This is a genomic window from Bacillus sp. S71 (assembly GCF_016625265.1).
In the GTDB taxonomy this organism is placed as follows: domain Bacteria; phylum Bacillota; class Bacilli; order Bacillales; family Bacillaceae_G; genus Bacillus_A; species Bacillus_A cereus.
In genome coordinates this window covers 68159-90667 of record NZ_JACVUW010000003.1, presented here as the reverse complement: position 1 = coordinate 90667, position 22509 = coordinate 68159, and the positions used below count along the sequence as shown (strand labels likewise).

Here is a 22509-nt window from a genome sequence, read left to right as displayed (position 1 = left end):
AATACAAAAAACCGCCAAAGGAATTTGGCGGAACGTTTCACAAATAACCACCCCATCATACCCTTCCGTTAAGATAGCACCCCACGTTTACACGGTAATTTTGTAAACGTGACAGTTCTGTTCCTTTCGGAGACAGCCCCAGCTCATATTTCCAGAGAAGAAATATAAACTTCGGCAACTTTTCCTTTCAAACGGAGTCAGCTGACATTCTCTGTGTCTCGTCCGTTTTACTATTAAAAGTCGCAACCTCTACCTCATCGGATTGATGAGGATTTATATATTGCTAAGATTTTTAATATATGGCAATTGTAATGACTTTCTGAATATATTGCAAGATATTTTGTTAGGAAAAGTCAAAAAATATCGGTTATTGTATAGGAAACGCTTGCAAAACTCCACCCGAACCTACTATTATGTAGCAATAAGCAAAGAAAAAATTGTTATACAAATGTTTCGCAAAAAATATTGAAAAACCCTCTAAATTAAAAGAAAATTCAGAAAAATATAATTCGACATTCATAATAAAGTCATATTATTTGTTATAATTAGAGTAACGTTTAAGCAAAAAGGGGAAATCAATATGAAATTAGAAACAGAAAGGCTCTATATAGTGCCGTGTACAGAAGAGAGAATTCAAATTGCTAACGAGCAAGGATACAATAGCGGTCCGCATATTGTAGGGCATGTAAAGAATGTAAAACAAGATGCAGCTATATTACCATGGGGCGCGTGGTATGTTCTTCGGAAAGAAGATGATAGCGTTATAGGTGATATTGGGTTTAAAGGGAAACCAAACGAGAATCAAACAGTGGAAATTGGCTATGGATTTATTGAGAAATATTGGAATAAGGGCTATGCAACAGAAGCTGTAAGAGAACTAATCGATTGGGCTTTCAAAACAGGAGAGGTAGAAACAATAATTGCAGAGACACTTCTAGATAATTATAGTTCGATTCGTGTTTTAGAAAAGTTACATATGAAGAGAGTAAATGCTACAGAAACGATGATTAATTGGAAAATAGAAAAATAAAAAATACCGCTCTAAATTGGGCGGTATTTCTTATAGTTATGGTAGCATTTGCTTCTGATCATTTGGATACTCAGCGGTTGATGCGTTAGGACGATTGGAATGATTTCGAACAGCAATGAAAATAGAAATAATAACGACAAGACCAACTGCAACGTAAGAAAGTGAAATAATAGTTGGATCCACTTTAAATGTAGTAAGCAGTGTACGTATATTCGTAAAGATAATAAGACCGCCAACTAATACCCCAAGTAAATGTGCTGGAACGATACGAACTAACCATGCAGCAATTGGAGCTGCGACAATACCGCCAAGCATTAAGGCAAATACCCAAACCCAGCTTACTTGTTCCCAGCCAAGTGAGATGAAGAAGCCAATTGTTGCAGCGAGTGAAACAGGAAATTCACTTGTATCTACAGATCCAATAACTTTTCTAGCTTCATTTCCTCTTGCTAGAAGAACAGGCGTCGTAATCGGCCCCCAACCACCGCCACCAGTTGAATCAACGAATCCAGCGAATAAACCAAGCGGCACAAGTTGTTTTGCAGACATACGCTTATTTGAAGTGACAATTTGTTTTTGAATGATGAATCGTAATAAAATATAAACCCCTAAAGTAAATAAAAATACGGAAATGTACGGTTTGATTACATCGCCAGGCAAATTACTTAAAAAACATGCCCCAACAAATGCGCCGATTGCCCCAGGTAATGTAAGCCTGGAAACTGTATATTTATCAACGTTTCCAAATTTGATATGAGATGCGCCAGAAGCTGCAGTTGTAACGACTTCAGCTAAATGAACCGATGCGGAAGCTACAGCCGGTGCAATACCAAACATTAATAATAGTGAAGTAGACGTTACCCCATACGCCATTCCAAGTGCTCCATCGATCAATTGAGCGAAAAATCCAATAATAGCAAAGACAATTAATTTCTGCATAAATAATCCCCCTGTAATAATAAATGAAAAAGACACTTTTCCCGTATGAGAAAAGTGCCTTTGGTTTTTCCAATCAGCAATAATTAAATTTGTTTCATTATAATACATATTAATCGTATAAATCAACTAGGTTTTAAAGTTTTTGAATTGAATGAAAGAAAAATAAAATATACAATAAAAGGATGGAGAGAAAGGGGAGAAAGACATGTTACGATTTGATCATCTCGTTCACACAGTTCATGGTACACTGGAGGAAGCGGCAAAACAAATGCAGGAACTTGGATTTCATACTGTATTAGGCGGAGAGCATACGAATTGGGGTACTTGGAATAGTTTAAGTTATTTTGATTTATCATATATAGAATTTTTAGCAGTTCAACATGAAGAAAAAGCGAAAGAAGCAGAAAACCCATTAGTACAAGAAACAGTGGTGAAACTACAAAATGGAGAAGGAATGCTACAAATCGCAATCCGAACAGATGCAATTGAGGAGCTAGTAGTTAACTTTAAGAAGCACGGTTTACATACGATAGGGCCATTTGAAGGGAAACGCATGAGAAAAGATGGCCGGCTTTTAGAATGGAAAATGTTATTTGTTAAGCAAGAAGAGAACGAACTGAAATTACCTTTCTTTATACAGTGGAATGAAACGGACGAAGAAAGAAGAAACGATTTACGTAACATTGGAACGATTACGGAACATAAAAACAAAGTACAACAAATTGAAACAATCCATTATGCAGTGAAAAACGTTCGAGAAACGGTGCGGAAATGGAAAGAAGTAATGGGACTATCTACAAGCTCAGTTGTGAAAAATGAAAAATGGAATGCTGAGTGTCAAAGTGTAGTGTTTGGAGATATTCATGTACAGTTTTGTGAACCGATTGAAGAAGGGCTAGTGCTAGAACATTTGAATAAGAATGGCGAAAATCCATTTGCAGTAGAGTTTACAGGTGGAAATAAACGAGAGCATGAAGTGCTAGGTAGTTTGTACATATATTAATAGAGGTGAATGTTGTGGAAGAAATGCTTAGAGAGATAGAGAGAAAACTAGAATGGCCTCGTATTGCAAAGTGTACAGCTATTTCAAAAGGTTTTTCACATGAAGAGAAGTATAAAATTGAATTAAAGAATCAAGAAACTTATTTTGTAAAAATATGTGATGCTGTTCATTTTGAACGTAAACAAGAAGAATATACGTATATGCAACAATTAGAGTCATTACATATTCCAACACCCAAGTTAATTCATTTCATAATACTTGAGAAATTAAATAAATGTGTTCAAGTATTTGAATGGACCCGAGGTATAAATGGTGAAGAAGGTTTAACGAAGCTAACGGTGGAAGAACAGTATAATGCAGGAAGAAAAGCGGGGGAAGTATTAAAGAGGATTCACTCAATTGAAAGAGAAAGTGCAAGTAATAAATGGGAAACATCTAGATGGAATAAATACGAAAGATACATAGAGGCACTAGCAGATTACGAGGTGAATTTTCTGGATTTGAAGCCAGTATTAACCTTTGTAGAGAATCATAAAGATTTATTGAAAAATCGTCCAATAAGATTTTTACATGATGACTTCCATCCAGCAAATAGTATGATTCATAATAAGGAGTTTATCGTTATTGATTTTGGTGGATATGATTTTGGCGATCCAATACACGATTTTTATAATGTAGCGATTTTTACTACAAGAATAAGTAAACCATTTGCGGTTGGACAAGTTCACGGTTATTGCGGAGGCGAACCATCGCTTCATTTTTGGAAACTGTATTCGTTATATGCAGCAATGACATTCCCAGCTGATATCGTATGGACGAACCGAAGTACGCCGCATTTAGTAGATGATATGAAGGAAAGATTAAACGGAATTTTAGAAGAGCATAATCATTTTTCATCTTATATTCCAAAATGGTATCAATCACAACATGTAGATATAGTAAATAATAAATAACGGAGGGATTCATATGGATAAAATAGCGATAATTTCAGATATACATGGTAATATTCCAGCTTTAGAATCTGTGCTACAAGACATTAAATTAAGAGGAATCGAGCGCATTATTTGTCTTGGAGATTTAGTAGGAAAAGGACCTCATTCCAGTGAAGCAATTGAAATCATTCGTAAAGAATGTGAAGTAGTCGTAATGGGAAACTGGGATGATTTTATTACAAAGCCGACTGAATTTGAAGCATTAAAATGGCATCAAAAACAATTATCAGAAGAACAAAACGACTATTTAAGAAGTTTACCATTTTCAATCGAATTTTTTATGAGCGGCAAACTCATTCGTATGTTCCACGCTTCACCGAGAAGTTTGTATGAAAGAATTCAACCACACGCTTCAAGAGAAGAGCGTATTAGTATGTTCGAAAATAGTGATCTGACAGAAAATATAGAAGGGGAAAGAAAACCAGATGTCGTTTGTTACGGTGATGTTCACCAAGCGTTCGTTCAAAATTTCAGAGGGAAAACGTTATGTAATGCTGGTAGCGTAGGAAACCCACTTGAAATAACACAAGCTTCCTATTTAATATTTGAAGGGACTTACAATGAAAAAGAAGCAGAAAGTTTTTCTATCCAACTCGTACGAGTACCGTATGATATTGAATTAGCTATCAGACTAGCAGAAGAACTCGAAATGCCAGAAATTGCAGAATACAAACAAGAATTACGGACTGCACTGTATCGAGGATTTAAGGGGAAATAAGGAGAAATAAGGAGAAATAAGGAGAAATAAGGAGAAATAAGGAGAAATATAAATCAATATTTGTTGTTTATAATTATGTTATGTAGACTAATTACAGGGGAGATATTAGATGGATAAAAAAGAGAATCCGAACGATTGGCCTGTATGGGCGAATGAGTCAGTAGAGATAGTTAGTGCAAATCCTGATTGGCAAGATAAAGGCCGATGTGAAGAACAGCAACTATATGAACTGCTTGCTCCTCTCGGTATAAGCAAAGTAATACATATAGGAAGTACATCCATACCTGATTTACCTGCAAAACCTATCATTGATCTAATGGCTGAAATAGACTCATTTGAAAGAGTACTAGATATTTCAGCTACATTGGCCATATATAATTGGCATTATGTAAGCCCAGAATTAGATGAAAGACCTTGGAGAAGGTTCTTTGTGAAAGTTAAGAATAATAGGCGTGTAGCTCACCTGCATTTGATGGTTAAAGGAACTGAGCGATGGGAGCAACAACTTTTATTTCGCAACCACTTACGAGAAAATCCACAATTAGTTTATGAGTATTCAAATCTTAAACAAGATTTAGCTAAAAAATTTAAACAAGATAGAGAAGCATACACAAAAGCTAAAACAGAATTTATTAAACAAGTTCTAAAATGATACAACCTTGGATTGTAACTATGTTTGAATACAAAAGAAAAAACAAACTTTATTTTATAACTTAAACTTACATGAAAGGCATGTAAACAAAGTGATAGACTGCGATATTTTAATGTATTTCCTTTTATTTATTAGGATAAATTATATATAATTGAATCAAGTTCATATAAGGATAGGCAATTACAGGGGATAAGGCGAAAATATGTTAAAAAACGCAAAAAGGGGACAAGAAATTTAATGAATGAAGTACTAGAATTAAAAGAAGAACTACTACAAATTAAAAATAATAATTATGCTGTACCAGAAGACGTAGATGCATATCCATATGCGCAGTGGATGCTAGATTATATCGGATCACCTGATGCTGAATTACGTGATGATTTAATTTATAGTACGCTTCACACATGGATTACAAATGATGTATTTAGACAAAAAGAGTTAAGAGGATTAATGTTACAAGCAATTAGTCCTGATTATTTATTTTATAAAATTGGTGAAAAGGGAACAGACTCTGTATTTAAACGTGCATTCTCCGTATTAATTCCACCACTTATTTTATCTGTTCATGAAAGAGAACCGTTGTTATCGGAAGAACAATTGTACAGTGTGGCAGAACAAGTGTTGGAATATGTATATTTAGAAGAAGATGTAAGGGGCTACGTAGAAGGAAAAGGCTGGGCACACTCTACTGCACATGCAGCAGATGCGCTCGATGCGTTAGCACGTACAATTCAAAATCGTGAGTTTTCATATGCGATTCTTGCGGCTGTTCGTCAGAAGGTTCGATTGAGTGATTACGTATATGTACACTTTGAGGATGAGAGATTAGTAAAGCCAATTATGTCGTTACATAACCAAAAGCTTTTAACTGAAGAAGAGTGGAGCAATTGGCTACATAGTATAGCAACTGTTGAGGACATCCGACATCCGCAGCATGCTATTTTAGTACAAAATATTAGATCGTTCTTAAGAAGTTTATATTTCAGAGTTTTAGAGACAGAGGGTAGTACAGCCTTTACAGATGATATATTGGAGACTTTGAAGGGTTTGCGTAGATATTAAAATAATCCATAATTAGAAACAAAGAATACATGTTCATTTTGAAAAATTTATTAGAAATTTATTTTTACATTGTACCCTTTTAGTATAGGCTGAAAGGGGTGTCAAATGAAAAAATTATTAAAGTCAGTGAAAATAATATTTTTAATATGTATTAGTATGATTTTCTTTGGAACAGGAGCTGTATTTATATATCATAACTATCAATTAAAAATGGAATCGGAATTAATGAACAATGAAGGCGAACTTGTTAATTTCGATAATAAAAAATTGAATGTTTATAATGAGGGGAGCGGGGAGGATACGTTTGTATTTATGGCCGGATCTGGAATTGCCGCTCCTGTTTATGAATTGAAAGGCTTATATAGTAAATTTTCGAAAGAAAACAAGATTTCTGTAATTGAGAGAGCTGGTTATGGATACAGTGATGTTTTTCAAGATGAGAGAGATATTGATACGATATTAGAACAAACAAGAGAAGCGCTTATTCGAAGTGGAAATAAACCACCATACATCTTAGTACCACACTCTCTATCGGGTATAGAGGCTATTTATTGGGCACAAAAATATCCGGGTGAAGTAAAAGGGATTATTGCATTAGATATTGGTTTACCTAAACAGTACGTAACTCATAAAATAGGCATGGTGGATTCATTAAAAATAAAAGGGATGAATATTTTAACGAAAATTGGTTTTCAGAGATTAGCTCCCTCTATTACTTATAATCCCCAGGTCATTAAGCAATCCTTTTTAAACGAACAAGAAAAAGAAATTTATAAAGCGCTTACATACAAAAGGGCTTTTAATGATGATATGAAGCAAGAACTTTTACAAAGCTATAATAACAGTAAAAAATCAAATTCCTTATCAATCCCAAAAGAAACACCTATTTTATTTATAGATGCAATTGCTAGGCAAAATAAAGATTCAAAGTATACAAAGCAAAAAAATAAAGATTATAGGGAGTTTGCTAGCGAGTTATTAAGAGCTGATGTGAAAATAATTGAAGGCACACATAGTATTTATTTATACGCTCCTGATGAAATATACAAATTTGCTATGGATTTTATTAATAATAAAGTAGTGAAGAACTAAGTAATTATTATTTTAGCGATGAAAGGTCTACATAATGAAAGTATATAACATATTAATTGTTGAAGATGATTTGATGATAGGAGATTTATTACAAAAAATTTTGCAGCACGAGAAGTATAATGTGTATTGGGAGAAAGAAGGAAAGCAAGTTCTTGATGTAATTCATGAGATAGATTTAGTCATAATGGATGTTATGTTACCAGGCGAAGATGGTTATCAAATTACAAAGAAAATAAAAAATTTAGGATTAAATATTCCAATTATATTTCTATCAGCTCGGAATGATATGGATAGTAAATTAAAAGGTTTGATTATTGGAGAAGAATACATGATAAAACCTTTTGATCCTAGAGAGTTGCTATTAAGGATTCAGAAAATGTTAGCTAATCGATATGGTACTTTTACGCAAATTAAACATTTATTTATAGATGCAGAATACAAAAGAGTTCTAATTTATGGTTTGCGTAATGAAGTTGCTTTTACAGCAATTGAACGTAAAATATTCTTCTATTTATATGAAAATAGAGATAGAATTTTATCGAAAGAACATTTCTATGATTACCTATGGCAACTCGAAGATAGAAATCAAAATATCATGAACGTACATATAAAGAAAATTAGGACCAAAATTGATGATAAAACAGGTGATATTATACAGAACATATATGGAGAAGGGTATAGACTAAATACCTACATAAAGAAATGAACTTAAAGAAAAAATATCAGTTACTACTATTCTCCGCTATTATTAGCGTACCACTGTTATTGTTGTCGATTAGTATCTTTGTATCAGTTATTTATAATGTTGTCTTTAAAACTAAAAATAAGAACATCCCTTTTCACGAATCCTATGCATATCCTACTATGTTAATCATATTTTTATTAACACTATTAGTATTAGCTTTTGTATTTTCAAAGTCGATTAACACTGTATTAAACAAAATTAATATATTAAATCAAACAATTCGAGATTTAGCTAGTGATAAAAAAATCCCTAATATAATAGATGTTAAAAGCGATGATGAAATGGGAGAACTGATTAAATCAGTAAACTTACTTATAGAAAGAACAACTTATCGAGAATTGGAACTACAGCAACAGGAACAAATAAAAAAGGAACTATTAAATAAATTACGGCATGATATTAATACACCCTTAACAGCGGTCAGATTACAATTATATTATTTAGAAGGTGAGTACAAGGAACAAGTACCAGTAATTGAATCACTTTATGATCAGATACAATATATAAGTGATTTAACTAACGAATTTAATATTCAATCTACAGAAATCTTAGAGAATACTTATATTGTGCATGATGAAGTGAATATACACAATTTAATAGAAAATATGATTAAAAAATGGAGCTATTTGTATAGCATTCATAAAATTGAATTAGTATATAATCCACAAGATAAAGAGTTGATATGGAATAGTAATGAGTTATGGATTCAAAGGCTATTTGATAATATTTTTCAAAATGTCCTTAAACATTCAGAAGCTAAAAAACTCAAAATCATTATAGATGAAGATGTTGTTTCTTTTAGAGATAATGGGATTGGGTTTGATATAAATAGTAAAGGAACGGGACTTGGTTTGAAAAATATTGAAGATATATCAAAGATGTTCGATATAAAATACACTTTACAATCAAATAGTGAGGGGACAATGTTTTCATTTGAAAATACTAAAGTTTAGAGCAAATTACATAAAATCAACATCTCCCAACCATACTAATAAAATGTGTTGGAGGTGAGTTTAATGGACAAAAAAGACTTTGAAAAAGTATATAATGATTATTTACATCAAGGGGAAGAGCAAGCTCAATTTGAAATAGCTCAGGAAGTTACTTCAGGAGCAGAACAAATTGTTGCTGTTCGTAAAAATGATGATGGAGATTTAATAGCGTTTAAAACAAGTAGCGGGAGAGAGTTAGATTATATGACTGCTCTTAATGAAGCAAAATCAGGGAAGTTAGCTCATGTGGACGTATTTCATAAGTATGGCAGAGATATTATACGTAGTGAACCGGATGGAATAAAAGAAAATAACTTAGATAATTTACCTTCATTTTAAACGGGTAAACCTCAAGAAGAGAATGTACATTACGATATTCTCTTCTTTGTTTTGCGAAGTTTTCCTAGCAAATAGACGATTCATTTTTAAAGTGAGATCATACTTTTAAAGAGTGCTCTAAATTTCTCTTTATCTTCTGCTGTAAATGGTTTCGGTCCCTTTGTACGTTTACCACTTTTTCGAACCATTGCACTTAAATATCGTGTTTGTAACAATTGTTCAATGTTATCATTCGTATACTTATAGCCTTTATGGTGTAGAACGATACAGCCTTTTGCTAAAGCGAGCGAAGCAAGACCGTAATCTTGTGTTACGATTAAATCTTCTTTTTTTGCTAACTGCATAATTCGGTAATCTGCAGCATCTGCTCCAGAATCAACATAAATTGTTTCGACACCTTTTGGCTGCTCTGCATTAGAATAATGTGAAAAACTAGTAACGAGGGTAACAGGAATTTCCACATTCGTAGCCTCAAAAATAATCACATCTTTTACAGGACAAGCATCTGCATCAACGTAAATCTTCATTTTATCACTCCTATAAATAGGTTCGAGTTGATAATAATGGTAGATTTAGGTTTTGTCAAACGAGAAAGCTTTATTTAAAGTTATTTTCACATACCAAAATAGCCTGGCGTAAACGAGAAATACCTTCCGCAATTTGATCAATATCCACTTTTCCATAAGATAAACGTATATAACCATCTTTCGCACCGAAAATACTACCTGGCATAAAAGCAATTTCTTGTTTTAAACTTTGCATAATGAGTTGTTTTTCGTTTATAGGTTCTTTTAATTTCCCCCAAATGTATATACCACCAGTAGGGTTTGAAAAAGAGATTTTATCATGAAGTTGCTCGTTTAGGGCACGAACGATAACGTCTCTTTTTTCTGCTAGTTGTTTTCGTAACGGTACGATATGCGACTGAAATGGTACAGTTTCAAAAAATTGTTGCATAAGCCACTGTGGGAAAATGCTCATACCTAATTCCATTTGGTGCCTTGCGTCGGATAACCTTTCTACTACAGACTGCGGGGCAACGAGCCAACCAACTCGTAAGCCTGGTGCAATCATTTTTGATAAAGAATGTACATAAATGACAGTTCCATTTTCATCAATTGATTTCAAAGTAGGGCAAGGTTGTTTCTTTTCTAGCGTAAGTAAACTAGACGGATCATCTTCCACAATCGCAATTCGTAAGTCTGCACAAAGTGATAATAGTTTTTTTCTACGGTTTGGATGAAGCATCGTCCCCGTAGGGTTTTGGAAATTTGGATTTAAAAAAATCATTTTAATACGGTGTTTTCTATATAACTCCTGTACATCATCTGGGTTAATCCCATGTTCATCAACAGGTAATGGGAAAATACGAATACCTGCTGATTGGAATAGAGGCAGGGAATAACAGTGTGAAGGACTTTCGAAAGCAACAGCATCACCTGGATTTAATAAACATTGCACGATAAGGTGAAGTGCTTGCTGTGCGCCAGATGTAATCATAATGGATTGTTCAGTCGCCTCAACTTTTAAATATTCCTTCATATATTTTACGACCGCTTGTCTTAGCGGGAGATAGCCTTGCGGATGATCGTAACTTAATGAATGCGTTAACGGTTGTTCACGTAAAATCGCTTGTAGTTGATCGTGGGGATAAAGATTACAACCGAGCTCTCCGTTTGCAAAATCAATAATATTTTCATTTTGTTGTACTTCTGCCCGAATATGGCGAAGTAGTGGTAAGTTTGGTAAAAAAGTACCACCTTCTACGAAATTTCTCCAGTTCGGCGTTAATGTTGGAGAAACACCCCACATATGTGTACTCACTCGTGTTCCTTTACCAGTCGTACTCTCTACAATTCCCATAGCACGTAGTTCATTATAAGCAGTCGTTACTGTACTTCTGTTTACATTTAACTGCGTAGCTAATTTCCGTTCTGAAGGGAGGAAGCTTCCTGGAGGAAGTTCTCCATATGTAATACGTTTTTCAATAAAGTCAACAACTTGCTGATAAATAGGGATTTTACTGTCACTATCTAGTTTCCATTCCATAAAAAACGCCTCCGTATCTCTTATATACATCAAGTATAGCAAATTGGCTGGGTAAAAAAACAGCCAATTGGACGGTGTTATATCCAGCCAATTTTACTATGCTAAATAGGGAAGGGGAGATTCGGATGAAACGATGGCAAATGGAATGGCTCCTAGTATCAGTTGCATTAGTATGGGGAGCAAATTATACAATAGGAAAGTATGGAGTGGCATTTATGTCATCCATTCAATTTAATAGTTTACGATTTTTAGTAGCATCACCGGTATTATTACTTATCACTTTTATGATGGAACGCTCATTACGTATTGAAAGAAAAGATTGGTTACGATTAGTAGCAGTCGGTATCGTTGGTACAACAATGTATCAAACGATGTTTATGCTATCTGTGAAATATACTTCAGCAACAAACGCCTCATTATTAATTGCAATGTCACCTATTTTTACAGGGATATTAGCAGTATTGCACAAACAAGAACGTTTTTCGATGAAAGTACAAATTGGTTCAATAGTGGCCTTTGTTGGTGCAGCATTCGTTTTATTAACAGGGCATACAGGAGGAGCTACTTACGAATATGCGTGGCTCGGAAACATAATTGGATTAGTCGCAGCGATTGCGTGGGGATGGTACCCAATATTAGCGCAACCTCTTATAACAAAATATTCCGCAATGAGAGTCACATCTTGGTCAACTTTAATTGGAATTGTACCTCTCGTTGTATATTGTTTATTCAACGTAAATACATTAACGTGGCCAGTAGACATGCCAAGCTGGGGGTCTCTAGCATATTCAATCGTCTTCGCGACAATCTTCGGACTTGCAATGTGGTATGTCGGTATTAGTAAAATAGGCTCAACGAAAGTAATGGTTTATATGTATCTTGTACCATTGTTCGCAGTTATCTTCGCGGCAGTAACTATCGGAGAGCAAATCAACATAATGCAACTCGTTGGCGGACTTATAATCTTTATCGGTTTATATGTTGTAAAAAAGGGTGGAATTCAAAAGCCAGCTCTCAATTTGAAAAAAGTAAGTTAACAATAAAAAGGATCTCTTTCATATAGAAGGAGATCCTTTTGGTTTTTGTAATAAAAGCGCTTGTTCAACAGCCCATTTTTGATGATCATGAATGAGAAGCTCTACAGCAAGTAAAGGAGACATCCACCGCAAAACATGATCTTCCTCACAGTTTTCAGTTTGTGTCTGCACCATGTTCGCAATATAAAAGAACCCATCGTTTAAATAATAAGTATCTTCTTTTTCCGCATAAAAATATCGCATTGCATTACCGATATATTGATTAATTTCAATTACCCATCCTAATTCCTCTAGTAGTTCACGATGTAAGCATTCATCTTTTGTTTCGGTACCTTCCATACCGCCACCAGGTAAAAAATAACGGTCTCCTTTTTGGATAATAGCAATGTTTGAAGAAGTTGAGTTAAAAATAATTGCATAACAACTAGGCCGTAATACATATTGCTCAGTAGGCTTTTTATAACCAAAAATAAGTTTAGATATCATAAAACACGTCACCTCTCTATAAAATACACAAAAGGAATAATAAGGTAAAAATAGAATTGTATAAGTATAATCTTACGAGATTGGAGTGATAACAAAATGATAAATCGAAAGTGTTCGCGCTGTAAAGAAATTACAGGTACATTGCACGGTGGTAAAAAAATTAAGGAAGAATTTCTATGTGAGGACTGTTTGCAAAAAGGAATTGCGAGTGGAGAAATCGAATTATCACAAGTGGAAGAAAAACAAACTTCGTATCTTTCTATAAAAATATTAAAAATAATGAGTGTGATTTATTTAATAGGATCTATTTTAATGGCTTTTTCAACTGGTCCATTTATACATAACCTGGGGTTTGATGAAATGTCCATTTCAGGATCAGAATTAGGTTTAATAAGTATTGTTATGCTAGGTTCTATATTTCAGTCAGTTCTCGTATTTTGCGGGATATGGGTATTCATCCTATTAGTAGAAACAGTCATTAAAATTTATGAAAAAATGAAGTGAGTGAGAGGGAGAAACATATGCGAGTAAGAAACATCCAAGGGGAAGATTATGTAAAGATTCATTCTGTTTTAAATGATTGGTGGGGTGGGAGAGACATGGCTGCCATGTTGCCAAAATTGTTCTTCATTCACTTTCAAGAAACGAGTTTTATTATTGAAGAAGAGGGAGAAACGTTAGGTTTCTTATGCGGTTTTTTTTCACAAACATATAAAGATGAAGCATACGTTCATTTTATCGGTGTGAATCCGAAGTATAGAAGAAGAGGAATTGCATCGACATTGTATTCTTATTTCTTTGATATCGCTCGTGCAAATAACCGTAAAGTTGTAAAAGCAATCACGTCATCAGTAAATAAAAAATCAATACAGTTTCATAGGGAGATTGGCTTTCAAATTGAGGCTGGGGATGATGAGATAGAGGGTGTATCGGTACATACAAATTATGATGGGAACGGCGGGAGTAGAGTGTTATTTTTGAAAAATGTGTAAAGAGAGGCTAACGTGTTGTTAGTCTTTTTGTGATGAGGAGATAAAAGTATGGAGAATAAACAAAGTAGAAATGAGTATGTAAGACGCATACATACAGTTCAAGATTATATAGAATCAAACATAGACAGTTTACTATCCATTGAAGAGCTAGCGGATATAGCAGGATTTTCAAAGTTTCATTTTCATCGAATTTTTAAAGGAATAGTAGACGAGCCGTTATCACGATATGTAAATCGATTGAAGTTAGAAAGGGCAACAAACCTTCTTACATATCGATTGGATATGACGATTACGGATATCGCTTACCATTTTGGTTTCACAGATTCAGCAGTTTTCTCCCGTACATTTAAAAATTATTACGGAGTAAGTCCGTCTCAATATCGAAATCACAATAGCAAGAATTGCAAAGACGTAAGGGGAATTCCTCAATACAATGAATGTAAGAAGGTTCGAGGAAATGTTGAAATTGTAACAGCGGACGATATAAACGTCGCATACATAAGACATATCGGTACATATGAAGAGTTAACGCTAGCTTTTCCAAACATGATAGAGAAATTATTTCATTACGCAGCAGAGGAAAACTATCATGTATTTGAGGATACGAAAGTATTAACCATTTACCACGATCATCATGAATTTACTGAGGACTATCATTTAAGAACAAGTCTATGTGTAACAATTTCAGATGAATCCACAGTAGAAACGAACGACGTTGGAATAATGGTAATACCTTCTGGAAAATATGCAGTAGGACATTTTGAAATATTCCAAGATGAATATAAAGGAGCATGGGATTTCTTATACGGTGAATGGCTGCCAAATAGCGGATATAAACCGAGAGACTCGTATCCTTTTGAAGTATATAGAAATGATCCAAAGCAGCATCCAAAGCATAAACATTTAGTTGATATATATGTACCTATCGAACCTTTTTAATTATTGGTTAAAGGGGAAGGAATAATGAAAACTGCTGAAAAGTTAGATCAGATTATAAAAGAAGAATATGAAAATATGAATGGTATGTTAGTAGTGCAGAAAGGTAATGTTATTTTTGAAAAATATTATAACGGTTACGGTCCAGATGATGCATTTCACATAGCGTCAGTCACAAAAACGATAATCTCTGCGCTAATTGGGATATGTATAGATAAGGGCTATATAAAAAGCGTTGATCAAAGAGTAATAGAATTTTTCCCGGAATATAACGTTAATTCATCTGAAGTAACAGTAAGCCATCTTCTAACGATGACAGCTCCACATCCATTCGTAGACTGGCAGGAACCGTTAGAAGAACTATGTACACAACAAGATTGGATACAATATACGTTAAATAGGATAGGAAGCGGCGGAGAAATTGGATCTTTTAAATATTCATCTGCAGGAGCTCATATACTATCAGCGATTATAACGAACGCAACAGGAAAAAATGCGCGTGAATTTGCGAATGAATACTTATTTCAGCCACTGGGCATGAGAGAAATTCCAAACTATAATATGAAAGCATTTGGATTTGATGACTTATTCGGAAAAGATGTGAAAGGATGGGTTCACGATCCAAATGGTATTTCGACGGGCGGCTGGGGACTAACGTTAACGGTTAGAGATATGGCGAAGTTTGCACAGATTTATTTGAATGAAGGTATTCATAATGGAAAACAAATACTATCAAAATCATGGATAAAAGAATCGACAGAAATGAACCAAAATCAATATGGTTATTTATGGTGGTTACGAGAAGAAGAGGGTGTCTATTCGTATTGTGCAATGGGTGATGGTGGGAATATGATTTGTTGTATTCCAGAGAAGGAATTGGTTGTAGTAATTACTTCTGAAGTTATGCCGAATGCACGGGATAGATGGGAGTTAGTTAAAGGATACATACTTCCTTATTTAAAAGATTAATATGGGTATTTTTATGAAAATAAGAATGAAAGGTTTAGTTAAACTTGTTTTGTACTTCATGATAGAAAAAAGTGTGGTGTTAACAAAGTTATGTAACTAAGATTATAAAACTTCAACACCTATACGATTATTAAATAATTGCAAGGTGTTGAAGTACTTTTTAATCTATTAAGGCTGCTTTCAACTAAAAGAAGAAACATCTTTTTTCTTAGCTGTTTAACTATTTTTTAACTTTGTGCAGTATAAGATACATCGTGCCCAGCACAATTGCTAGTAAGGTAAATTTAATTAATTCTATTAGGCTGGCATCCCACTTGTTTTGTACTACATCTGTTAAATAAAATACATTAAACATACCATGTAAAATTGCTGGTGATATTACGGAACCACCATATTCCCTTGTGTACGTCAAAATGATAGATAATATAAATAATAAAGCAAGATAACTTAATATTCCTACAAACCAAAACTCATAGTTTTTATAAAAGATTGCTACTGGAATATGCCATAAAGACCAGAGAAAAGCTATAATAATAGCTGTTTGTTTGAATGAATATTTTTTTCGTAAATAGTAATGAAAATTCCCACGCCATATAATCTCTTCTAATAATGCAGATAAAAATCCGACTGTAAGACCAACGAGCAAGAGAAATCCTAATTCATTCCAATGATGATATAAGAACTTTATATCATCATTATAAAAATAGAAATGGAGACATAGTCCTAGAAGTAGTGGCAATAATATGGAGAAAATTAGTGTTTTTATTTTGGGACGTGAAAATCCAAATGTGTGAACTAAGTTTTGTTTCTTAAATAATTTTTGAAATAAAATAACAGCTAAAAGTGGAACAACCATGGTAAACCCCAAATAATTACGACCATTTTCTATGTTCAGCAAGATGATATATACAAGTGATGTGAGAAAATAAATACATAATGTTGAATGATAAACTATGTGTTTATTAATATTTTTCACCTGCCTAAGTATGTATAAGTGGTTAATCGAATATCCGATATTTTAATTATATATGAAATGGAAATCGACAGAATGAATATTTCTATATTATTGTTTTTAACATAGAAAAAGTGTCGAAATTACATATATTGAACTTGTAGAAAAAATTAAGCTTTCCCCGTAACTTTCCACAACAAAAAATCGTTTAACAAAAGAAAGGATTTTCAATCATGAATGGGGGAGAACTATGAAGATATTAATTCTAGGTGGTACACGATTTTTAGGAAGAGCTTTCGTAGAAGAGGCTTTACAGAGAGGGCATGAAGTTACATTATTTAACCGCGGAACAAATAAAGAAAATTCTCCTGAAGTGGAGCAGCTTATCGGGGACAGAAATGGTGATGTATCCAGTTTAGAAAATCGAAAATGGGATGTTGTCGTGGATACATGTGGGTTTTCTCCACATCACATTAGAAATGTTGGAGAAGTACTTAAAGATAATATTGAACACTATATATTCATCTCAAGCCTTTCCGTATATAAAGATTGGATTCCGCATGACATAAAAGAAGACTATATATTACAACCTGAACCGACGGCTGAGCAAATAAAGACTGTAGAAAATGGTGAAATATCTCCTTATGAGCATTATGGTGCACTGAAAGTATTATGCGAAAAAGAAGCAGAGAAGTATTGGCCGGGGCGTGTTTTACACGTAAGAGCAGGACTTCTTTCAGGAATGTTTGATTATACAGATCGACTTCCATACTGGGTTCAGCGTGTAGCAAAGGGCGGAAAAGTGTTAGTACCAGGAAGAAAAAATCGTCCAGTGCAATTAGTTGACATAAAAGATGTCGCGAGATTTGGACTCGACATGGCAGAACATAATAAAGCAGGAACATTTAATATAACAGGTCCGAATGATGAATTGACGATGGAAGAGCTACTAAATACGTGTAAAAAGGTTACGAATAGCGATGCTGAATTCATTTGGGTAGACGAATCGTTTATGAGTGAACATAATGTGCAGCCTTGGACAGAAATGCCTTTATGGATTCCAGAAACTTTTCCATTAGAAGGGGAAACGAAGCCGTGGAAAGGTGGGTTTTCTATTAGTATTGCAAGTGCTGTTAAAGAAGGACTTACTTTTAGAAGTTTAGAACATACAGTTACAGATGTGTATAAGTGGATGAAGAGTATGGAGAATTGGGAATTAAAAGCAGGGATTTCAAGGGAAAGAGAAAAGATGTTATTGGATAAGTGGTATGGAATAAAGAGAGTTTAAATAAGAATCTTGTGAAAAAAGGACTCTGTTTATTGGTTAAACAGAGTCCTAATATGAATCTACCACTCAATCGGTTCTTCCCCGTACATCTCCCATAGCTTAGGAAACATCTTTTTTAAACCTTCCTCATCGTCTTCATCCCAATCTAACTCGATATCAACTTCCTCAAACTCTTCATTTGTTAAGACGTGGTATAGTGTAAAGTATGTATCATCTTCATCCCCAGTCTTCTCCATGTAAACTTCTTGCCCGAAATATAGAGTAAGTTCTTCAATCTCTGGGACGTCATACTCACTCAAGTTTTCTAATGCAGGAATTAATCGTTCTGGATTTTCAATACAAGCTTCGTATGTCTCTTTTCCTTGATATAATAACCATCCGCGGAAGTAATCGAAAGTATCATCTGAACAGCCACCCATAATAATATAGGCTGCTGCCCATAAACGGGAGGTATAGGAGTCTTTCAAAAGGCGATGCATATGCGTATCAAAAGCTACAATTTCATGTACTGTACGTTTAGCAAGGTGGGAAGTAAGCCATTCTATTTGTTCTTCTTGGTCCTCACCTTTCGTTTTTGCACGATGAAGTAGTTCCCAAAATTCTTCTTCGGTTATCGTCTTTTCTTTTATGTAATCTTCCCCTTGAATAGGGTCTATATATCCTTTTTTACGTTTGGAAGCAACTAGTTTATTAGCTTCTTTCATACATTCTTCTTCTGTTTCAAACTCTTTCGCTTTCACGCTGCCAGCTGTGCCGATTTTTCCGTAAAACACAACATAGTCTTTTTCTTTCACAACGATTTTCCAAAACTTATTTGATTTCTCAGTTTGCTGGATTAATAACGTTTCCATCCGTACCCCCATAATGTTTTCTAGTGTGCAATGTGATTGTAACATATGTATATACACTTGTAATGATGAAAAATAAGAGTTCGGAAAATTCAAAAACGATTGAATGAAGTGAATAAATTTAGTAACCTTATTTGTACAGTAATTACATAATTGTTTTGTAATAATTCGATATTTATATAAGGGGGCGTTACGGATGGATCTTACGTTTAAAGTTGAGGAAACATGTTTTAATTACCGCGTTGGAGCAATTTGTAAACAGAATAATAAAATACTTATTCTTCAAAACAAAGGGGAAGATTATTGGTATGTACCAGGCGGAAGAGTGAAAATGCTAGAAAATAGTGAAGCTGCGTTAAAACGAGAACTTGCAGAAGAACTAGCTGTTCCTATGAAAGAGAAGAGATTAATATGGACAGTAGAAAATTTCTTTACACTTTCTGAGCGAAAGTTTCATGAGATTAGTTTTTATTATGAAGTAGAGCTACATGAATTACCTGCGAATGGAGCGGATCAATATATTTTGGAAGAAGAGGGTAGAACGTATTTGTTTAAGTGGGTGCCGGTAGAAGAGTTAGATGCATATAGCTTACAGCCTGCATTTATAAAAGAGAAAGTAAAGGATATAGCAGTTCATACAGAACATATCGTTTTACAAAATTAAATGTATTCGGAGGGGAAAAGGGTGAAGGGGACTAAAAAAGAAATACATATAGATGATAAAGTAATTCGTTACACACATATCGAAAAAGGTTCTAGTAGGATTTGCTTTATGTTCTCAGGTTCAGGATACAATTACGATAAACCGTTATTTTATTATGCAACGATGTTAATGCTTGAACATAAAATAGATGTTATACATATTCATTATTCCTTTGATGGACAATTAATGAATAAATCGATGGAAGAAGTAACGAAAGTAATGATGGATGATATTCATCCTATAATGAAAGAAGTATTAAAAGATGAGCAATACAACGAGACTTTGTTTTTAGGGAAATCACTCGGAACAATTCCGATTGCAAATGATTTAATGAAGAGAGAAGAATTCGCGCAGTCAAAAATGATGCTACTTACACCTTTACTGACGTTTGATACAATTTTTGATTCTATCTTACATAGTCGACACGAAGGGCTTTTAGTTATTGGGGATAAAGATCACCAATACAATGCAGATCAAATTGATCAGTTATATAAAACAACTTTAACGATTGATGTTGTTAAAAACGCAAATCATTCTGTAAATGTTGGGGAATATGAAACAAAGAATTCAATTGAAGCGATAGCAAATATAATAGAAAAGCTTAAAGAAGTTGTTAGGAAAAAATAACTTATCAATACATGCAAAAAGAGGTGCGAATTGCACCTCTTTTACTTTTAATAAGCCTTCAACACATGAAGCAAATAATCTTTTCGGTTCAGCGGATTATAATCAACACGTTTTCGAGTAGGGAAGGGAGCCATAAGCTTTGTGAAACCAGCTGGCTTCGTTGTAAATATGCCTTCTCCTTCTGTAAATGAATGTAGTATTCGTTTGAAACTCTCTGTTTTCGCAACAGGTAATGATCCTGTTAACTGATAAGAATTGTAATGGAATATAGGCTCTGCAAAAGTTGCTGGAACGGCAGCGAGTTTATACATTGCAGTACTAATTGCGTGCTCCGGTACAGTTAATTCAAACTCATTTACTGGTTCATATACATATGTTTCAGCTTGCTTTAAAGCATCCATTAATACGATCGGTGTCAAATTTCTAAAGTCACTTGCTGTTGTAACAGGACTAGCATAACCAGTATGTGTTAACGTGACGATAATATCTGTAACTTCCCATCCATATAATCCTTGTTTTAACGTTTGAAATACCGTATCTTCAATCGCTTTATGGAATGCTAAAGGTAGTGATCCGAGTTCAACCCCTAAGTGATATGTTACGCCAGAGTTAAGTTCACCACGTTCAACTTTGAATCCGACTGTTGCGTAAAATGGATTCTCTTTTTCACCCATTACTTCAACAGAATTGCCTAAGCCAATTGGTTTCTCGATACATACAACTCGCGTATTTGAAAAAGTAACTTGCAAATTATATTTCTCATAAAGTGTTGTTTCAATTACTTCTTTTTGTACCTCACCGAAAAGGCGAATGTATAGTTCATTATGAACATCATCTTTCCACACTTTAATAAGTGGATCTTCTTCACATAGCTCCATAAGTGCAGCGTATAAATCATGAATTCTTTCTTTTGATACTGCATCAATGGAAGCTTCCATTTGTGGCTCGGCAAAGTGAATATCTTTTATATAATCCGTACGTTCACCAATAATATCACCAATTTTAATGTCATTCAGTCCCCACACTTTACAAAATTCACCGTTAGGAACAGTAGTAGTTTGAACGGCATTTCCGCTATGAAACATACACATTTTTTTAATCTTTTCTTTATGTGGTAGAGACTCATCGCGCTGTATATCAACATATTTTCTAACATGTAAGCTACCTGAAAAAACTCTTATATAAGCAACCTTTTCTCCAGAAGGTTCACGTTCAATTTTAAAAACAACACCGGATAATGGTTCCTCTTGTGCCGATGTAAGAGCTGGCATTAGGGCCGGAAGTTTGTCAAGTAGTTCTGTTACTCCTATACCTGTCATTGCTGAACCGAAAAAGATTGGATACACACTTGCTTGCTGTATTTGCTGTTCTAGTTTTTCTCTTAATAGTGCGTCCGGTATTATTTCGTTATTTACATATGACTCAAGTAATGATTCATTAAATGGTGCTAACAGTTCCATACAATCGTCATATGATTTATATTCAATGATCCGGGCTTCTTTCGCTCCTTCGTTTAGAACAGAGTAGAAGGGGAATGCTTCATTTGAAAGAACCTCTTTTATTTGTTTCATAACTTTTTCAGTGTTTGCTCCACTACGATCAATTTTATTAACGAATAAAATTGTCGGTATGTTTAGTTTCTGTAATGTTCGCATTAAAATTTTTGTTTGTGCTTGCACACCTTCAACGGCAGAGATAACTAAAATCGCACCGTCTAGAACGCGGAATGATCGCTCCACTTCAGCGATAAAATCAGCGTGTCCAGGTGTATCAATGACATTTATTTTTACATCATCAATAAAGAAAGAAACGACAGATGCTTTAATCGTAATTCCGCGTTGTCTTTCTAATTCCATTGAGTCAGTTTGTGTATTACCACTATCTACTCGGCCAATTTCTTTAATCACATTCGTTTCATAAAGAATACGCTCAGTCAAACTCGTCTTGCCAGCGTCTACGTGCGCGACAATCCCTATATTTATTGTTGTCATATATCAATATCCTCATTTCATTTTCCATTTTCATTTCCTCATTTCTATTTGTGTATTGCCGCATTAT

The 22509-nt window shown here is 34.2% G+C and carries 25 protein-coding genes and 1 riboswitch; of the genes, 18 read left to right on the top strand and 7 right to left on the bottom strand.

All coding sequences use genetic code 11. From position 1 onward, the window contains the following. Window positions 1–66: 66 nt before the first annotated feature. Window positions 67–260, bottom strand: a riboswitch (Lysine riboswitch). Window positions 261–580: 320 nt separating this feature from the next. Further along, complete coding sequence (locus IBT51_RS07465; protein ID WP_025117841.1) at window positions 581–1030, top strand: GNAT family N-acetyltransferase; 450 nt, start codon at window positions 581–583, stop codon at window positions 1028–1030. A 36-nt stretch (window positions 1031–1066) separates the two neighbouring features. Here IBT51_RS07465 and IBT51_RS07460 read toward each other — a convergent pair whose 3' ends face one another. Further along, on the bottom strand, window positions 1067–1969 hold the full coding sequence (locus IBT51_RS07460) for a sulfite exporter TauE/SafE family protein (RefSeq protein WP_001170743.1): 903 nt from the start codon (window positions 1967–1969) through the stop codon (window positions 1067–1069). A 205-nt stretch (window positions 1970–2174) separates the two neighbouring features. Between IBT51_RS07460 and IBT51_RS07455 the strand changes: the two genes are divergently transcribed. The 9 genes from IBT51_RS07455 (at window position 2175) to IBT51_RS07415 (ending at window position 9564) form a co-directional block, all read left to right on the top strand. Continuing rightward, window positions 2175–2972, top strand: coding sequence for a VOC family protein (locus tag IBT51_RS07455; RefSeq protein ID WP_200458214.1), 798 nt, complete (start codon window positions 2175–2177; stop codon window positions 2970–2972). 14 nt (window positions 2973–2986) lie between these two features. After that, window positions 2987–3925 carry a phosphotransferase gene (locus IBT51_RS07450; RefSeq protein ID WP_200458215.1) on the top strand — a complete coding sequence of 313 codons (939 nt, stop codon included), beginning with the start codon at window positions 2987–2989 and terminating at the stop codon, window positions 3923–3925. Between the two features lie 13 nt (window positions 3926–3938). Next, entirely contained in the window at window positions 3939–4682 is a 744-nt protein-coding gene (locus tag IBT51_RS07445; RefSeq protein ID WP_088022776.1) for a metallophosphoesterase family protein, read from the top strand. A gap of 109 nt (window positions 4683–4791) precedes the next feature. Next, window positions 4792–5334, top strand: coding sequence for a GrpB family protein (locus IBT51_RS07440; protein ID WP_053564111.1), 543 nt, complete (start codon window positions 4792–4794; stop codon window positions 5332–5334). A 237-nt stretch (window positions 5335–5571) separates the two neighbouring features. Next, window positions 5572–6396, top strand: a complete 825-nt coding sequence (locus IBT51_RS07435; RefSeq protein WP_001006686.1) for a DUF2785 domain-containing protein — start codon at window positions 5572–5574, stop codon at window positions 6394–6396. Window positions 6397–6501: 105 nt separating this feature from the next. Continuing rightward, window positions 6502–7488: an alpha/beta hydrolase gene (locus IBT51_RS07430; RefSeq protein ID WP_200458216.1), complete on the top strand. Its 987-nt coding sequence runs from the start codon at window positions 6502–6504 to the stop codon at window positions 7486–7488. 34 nt (window positions 7489–7522) lie between these two features. Further along, window positions 7523–8194: a response regulator transcription factor gene (locus IBT51_RS07425; protein ID WP_200458217.1), complete on the top strand. Its 672-nt coding sequence runs from the start codon at window positions 7523–7525 to the stop codon at window positions 8192–8194. After that, on the top strand, window positions 8191–9186 hold the full coding sequence (locus IBT51_RS07420; protein ID WP_001049590.1) for a sensor histidine kinase: 996 nt from the start codon (window positions 8191–8193) through the stop codon (window positions 9184–9186). Before IBT51_RS07425 ends, IBT51_RS07420 begins: the two co-directional genes overlap by 4 nt. A gap of 63 nt (window positions 9187–9249) precedes the next feature. Then, window positions 9250–9564 (top strand): DUF3892 domain-containing protein, encoded by a 315-nt coding sequence (locus tag IBT51_RS07415; RefSeq protein WP_000358159.1) that lies wholly within the window; start codon window positions 9250–9252, stop codon window positions 9562–9564. Between the two features lie 86 nt (window positions 9565–9650). On the opposite strand, the gene IBT51_RS07410 is transcribed toward IBT51_RS07415, so the two are convergent. Continuing rightward, window positions 9651–10091, bottom strand: a complete 441-nt coding sequence (locus tag IBT51_RS07410) for a YaiI/YqxD family protein (RefSeq protein WP_000708772.1) — start codon at window positions 10089–10091, stop codon at window positions 9651–9653. 70 nt (window positions 10092–10161) lie between these two features. Beyond that, window positions 10162–11613, bottom strand: coding sequence for a MocR-like pyridoxine biosynthesis transcription factor PdxR (gene pdxR / locus IBT51_RS07405; protein WP_000454918.1), 1452 nt, complete (start codon window positions 11611–11613; stop codon window positions 10162–10164). A gap of 125 nt (window positions 11614–11738) precedes the next feature. Here pdxR and IBT51_RS07400 point away from each other — a divergent pair, with 125 nt between their 5' ends. Next, on the top strand, window positions 11739–12650 hold the full coding sequence (locus IBT51_RS07400) for a DMT family transporter (RefSeq protein ID WP_000832960.1): 912 nt from the start codon (window positions 11739–11741) through the stop codon (window positions 12648–12650). An 18-nt stretch (window positions 12651–12668) separates the two neighbouring features. Here the strand turns inward: IBT51_RS07400 and IBT51_RS07395 are convergent, their stop codons facing one another. After that, window positions 12669–13136 carry an NUDIX hydrolase gene (locus IBT51_RS07395; RefSeq protein ID WP_000623967.1) on the bottom strand — a complete coding sequence of 156 codons (468 nt, stop codon included), beginning with the start codon at window positions 13134–13136 and terminating at the stop codon, window positions 12669–12671. A gap of 96 nt (window positions 13137–13232) precedes the next feature. On the opposite strand from IBT51_RS07395, the gene IBT51_RS07390 reads away from it, so the two are divergent. The 4 genes from IBT51_RS07390 to IBT51_RS07375 are packed head-to-tail and all read left to right on the top strand — an operon-like array spanning window position 13233 to window position 16033. Next, window positions 13233–13640, top strand: a complete 408-nt coding sequence (locus tag IBT51_RS07390) for a DUF3980 domain-containing protein (RefSeq protein ID WP_000610492.1) — start codon at window positions 13233–13235, stop codon at window positions 13638–13640. A 17-nt stretch (window positions 13641–13657) separates the two neighbouring features. Next, window positions 13658–14128, top strand: a complete 471-nt coding sequence (locus IBT51_RS07385; RefSeq protein WP_001266042.1) for a GNAT family N-acetyltransferase — start codon at window positions 13658–13660, stop codon at window positions 14126–14128. 48 nt (window positions 14129–14176) lie between these two features. After that, complete coding sequence (locus IBT51_RS07380) at window positions 14177–15067, top strand: AraC family transcriptional regulator (RefSeq protein WP_000428682.1); 891 nt, start codon at window positions 14177–14179, stop codon at window positions 15065–15067. A gap of 24 nt (window positions 15068–15091) precedes the next feature. Further along, window positions 15092–16033, top strand: coding sequence for a serine hydrolase domain-containing protein (locus IBT51_RS07375; RefSeq protein WP_098976366.1), 942 nt, complete (start codon window positions 15092–15094; stop codon window positions 16031–16033). Window positions 16034–16253: 220 nt separating this feature from the next. On the opposite strand, the gene IBT51_RS07370 is transcribed toward IBT51_RS07375, so the two are convergent. Continuing rightward, window positions 16254–17009, bottom strand: coding sequence for a CPBP family intramembrane glutamic endopeptidase (locus IBT51_RS07370; RefSeq protein ID WP_084746152.1), 756 nt, complete (start codon window positions 17007–17009; stop codon window positions 16254–16256). Window positions 17010–17235: 226 nt separating this feature from the next. Between IBT51_RS07370 and IBT51_RS07365 the strand changes: the two genes are divergently transcribed. Beyond that, window positions 17236–18273: an SDR family oxidoreductase gene (locus tag IBT51_RS07365; RefSeq protein ID WP_000697729.1), complete on the top strand. Its 1038-nt coding sequence runs from the start codon at window positions 17236–17238 to the stop codon at window positions 18271–18273. 59 nt (window positions 18274–18332) lie between these two features. Here the strand turns inward: IBT51_RS07365 and IBT51_RS07360 are convergent, their stop codons facing one another. Further along, on the bottom strand, window positions 18333–19124 hold the full coding sequence (locus IBT51_RS07360) for a DUF4240 domain-containing protein (RefSeq protein WP_088022756.1): 792 nt from the start codon (window positions 19122–19124) through the stop codon (window positions 18333–18335). Window positions 19125–19317: 193 nt separating this feature from the next. On the opposite strand from IBT51_RS07360, the gene IBT51_RS07355 reads away from it, so the two are divergent. Both IBT51_RS07355 and IBT51_RS07350 read left to right on the top strand, forming a co-directional pair. Next, window positions 19318–19785, top strand: a complete 468-nt coding sequence (locus tag IBT51_RS07355; RefSeq protein ID WP_029442679.1) for an NUDIX hydrolase — start codon at window positions 19318–19320, stop codon at window positions 19783–19785. Beyond that, entirely contained in the window at window positions 19786–20451 is a 666-nt protein-coding gene (locus IBT51_RS07350) for an alpha/beta hydrolase (RefSeq protein WP_140155528.1), read from the top strand. 47 nt (window positions 20452–20498) lie between these two features. On the opposite strand, the gene IBT51_RS07345 is transcribed toward IBT51_RS07350, so the two are convergent. Further along, the gene (locus IBT51_RS07345; protein ID WP_200458218.1) at window positions 20499–22442 is read right to left on the bottom strand and encodes an elongation factor G; all 1944 of its coding nucleotides are present in this window, start codon (window positions 22440–22442) and stop codon (window positions 20499–20501) included. Window positions 22443–22509: the final 67 nt, after the last annotated feature.

Bases quoted from the DNA above. Each gene is read 5' to 3' on its own strand.
- IBT51_RS07465 (WP_025117841.1), top strand. From the start codon at position 581: ATGAAATTAGAAACAGAAAGGCTCTATATAGTGCCGTGTACAGAAGAG.
- IBT51_RS07460 (WP_001170743.1), bottom strand. From the start codon at position 1,969: ATGCAGAAATTAATTGTCTTTGCTATTATTGGATTTTTCGCTCAATTG.
- IBT51_RS07455 (WP_200458214.1), top strand. From the start codon at position 2,175: ATGTTACGATTTGATCATCTCGTTCACACAGTTCATGGTACACTGGAG.
- IBT51_RS07445 (WP_088022776.1), top strand. From the start codon at position 3,939: ATGGATAAAATAGCGATAATTTCAGATATACATGGTAATATTCCAGCT.
- IBT51_RS07440 (WP_053564111.1), top strand. From the start codon at position 4,792: ATGGATAAAAAAGAGAATCCGAACGATTGGCCTGTATGGGCGAATGAG.
- IBT51_RS07435 (WP_001006686.1), top strand. From the start codon at position 5,572: ATGAATGAAGTACTAGAATTAAAAGAAGAACTACTACAAATTAAAAAT.
- IBT51_RS07430 (WP_200458216.1), top strand. From the start codon at position 6,502: ATGAAAAAATTATTAAAGTCAGTGAAAATAATATTTTTAATATGTATT.
- IBT51_RS07425 (WP_200458217.1), top strand. From the start codon at position 7,523: ATGAAAGTATATAACATATTAATTGTTGAAGATGATTTGATGATAGGA.
- IBT51_RS07420 (WP_001049590.1), top strand. From the start codon at position 8,191: ATGAACTTAAAGAAAAAATATCAGTTACTACTATTCTCCGCTATTATT.
- IBT51_RS07415 (WP_000358159.1), top strand. From the start codon at position 9,250: ATGGACAAAAAAGACTTTGAAAAAGTATATAATGATTATTTACATCAA.
- IBT51_RS07410 (WP_000708772.1), bottom strand. From the start codon at position 10,091: ATGAAGATTTACGTTGATGCAGATGCTTGTCCTGTAAAAGATGTGATT.
- pdxR (WP_000454918.1), bottom strand. From the start codon at position 11,613: ATGGAATGGAAACTAGATAGTGACAGTAAAATCCCTATTTATCAGCAA.
- IBT51_RS07400 (WP_000832960.1), top strand. From the start codon at position 11,739: ATGAAACGATGGCAAATGGAATGGCTCCTAGTATCAGTTGCATTAGTA.
- IBT51_RS07395 (WP_000623967.1), bottom strand. From the start codon at position 13,136: ATGATATCTAAACTTATTTTTGGTTATAAAAAGCCTACTGAGCAATAT.
- IBT51_RS07390 (WP_000610492.1), top strand. From the start codon at position 13,233: ATGATAAATCGAAAGTGTTCGCGCTGTAAAGAAATTACAGGTACATTG.
- IBT51_RS07385 (WP_001266042.1), top strand. From the start codon at position 13,658: ATGCGAGTAAGAAACATCCAAGGGGAAGATTATGTAAAGATTCATTCT.
- IBT51_RS07380 (WP_000428682.1), top strand. From the start codon at position 14,177: ATGGAGAATAAACAAAGTAGAAATGAGTATGTAAGACGCATACATACA.
- IBT51_RS07375 (WP_098976366.1), top strand. From the start codon at position 15,092: ATGAAAACTGCTGAAAAGTTAGATCAGATTATAAAAGAAGAATATGAA.
- IBT51_RS07365 (WP_000697729.1), top strand. From the start codon at position 17,236: ATGAAGATATTAATTCTAGGTGGTACACGATTTTTAGGAAGAGCTTTC.
- IBT51_RS07360 (WP_088022756.1), bottom strand. From the start codon at position 19,124: ATGGAAACGTTATTAATCCAGCAAACTGAGAAATCAAATAAGTTTTGG.
- IBT51_RS07355 (WP_029442679.1), top strand. From the start codon at position 19,318: ATGGATCTTACGTTTAAAGTTGAGGAAACATGTTTTAATTACCGCGTT.
- IBT51_RS07350 (WP_140155528.1), top strand. From the start codon at position 19,786: ATGTATTCGGAGGGGAAAAGGGTGAAGGGGACTAAAAAAGAAATACAT.
- IBT51_RS07345 (WP_200458218.1), bottom strand. From the start codon at position 22,442: ATGACAACAATAAATATAGGGATTGTCGCGCACGTAGACGCTGGCAAG.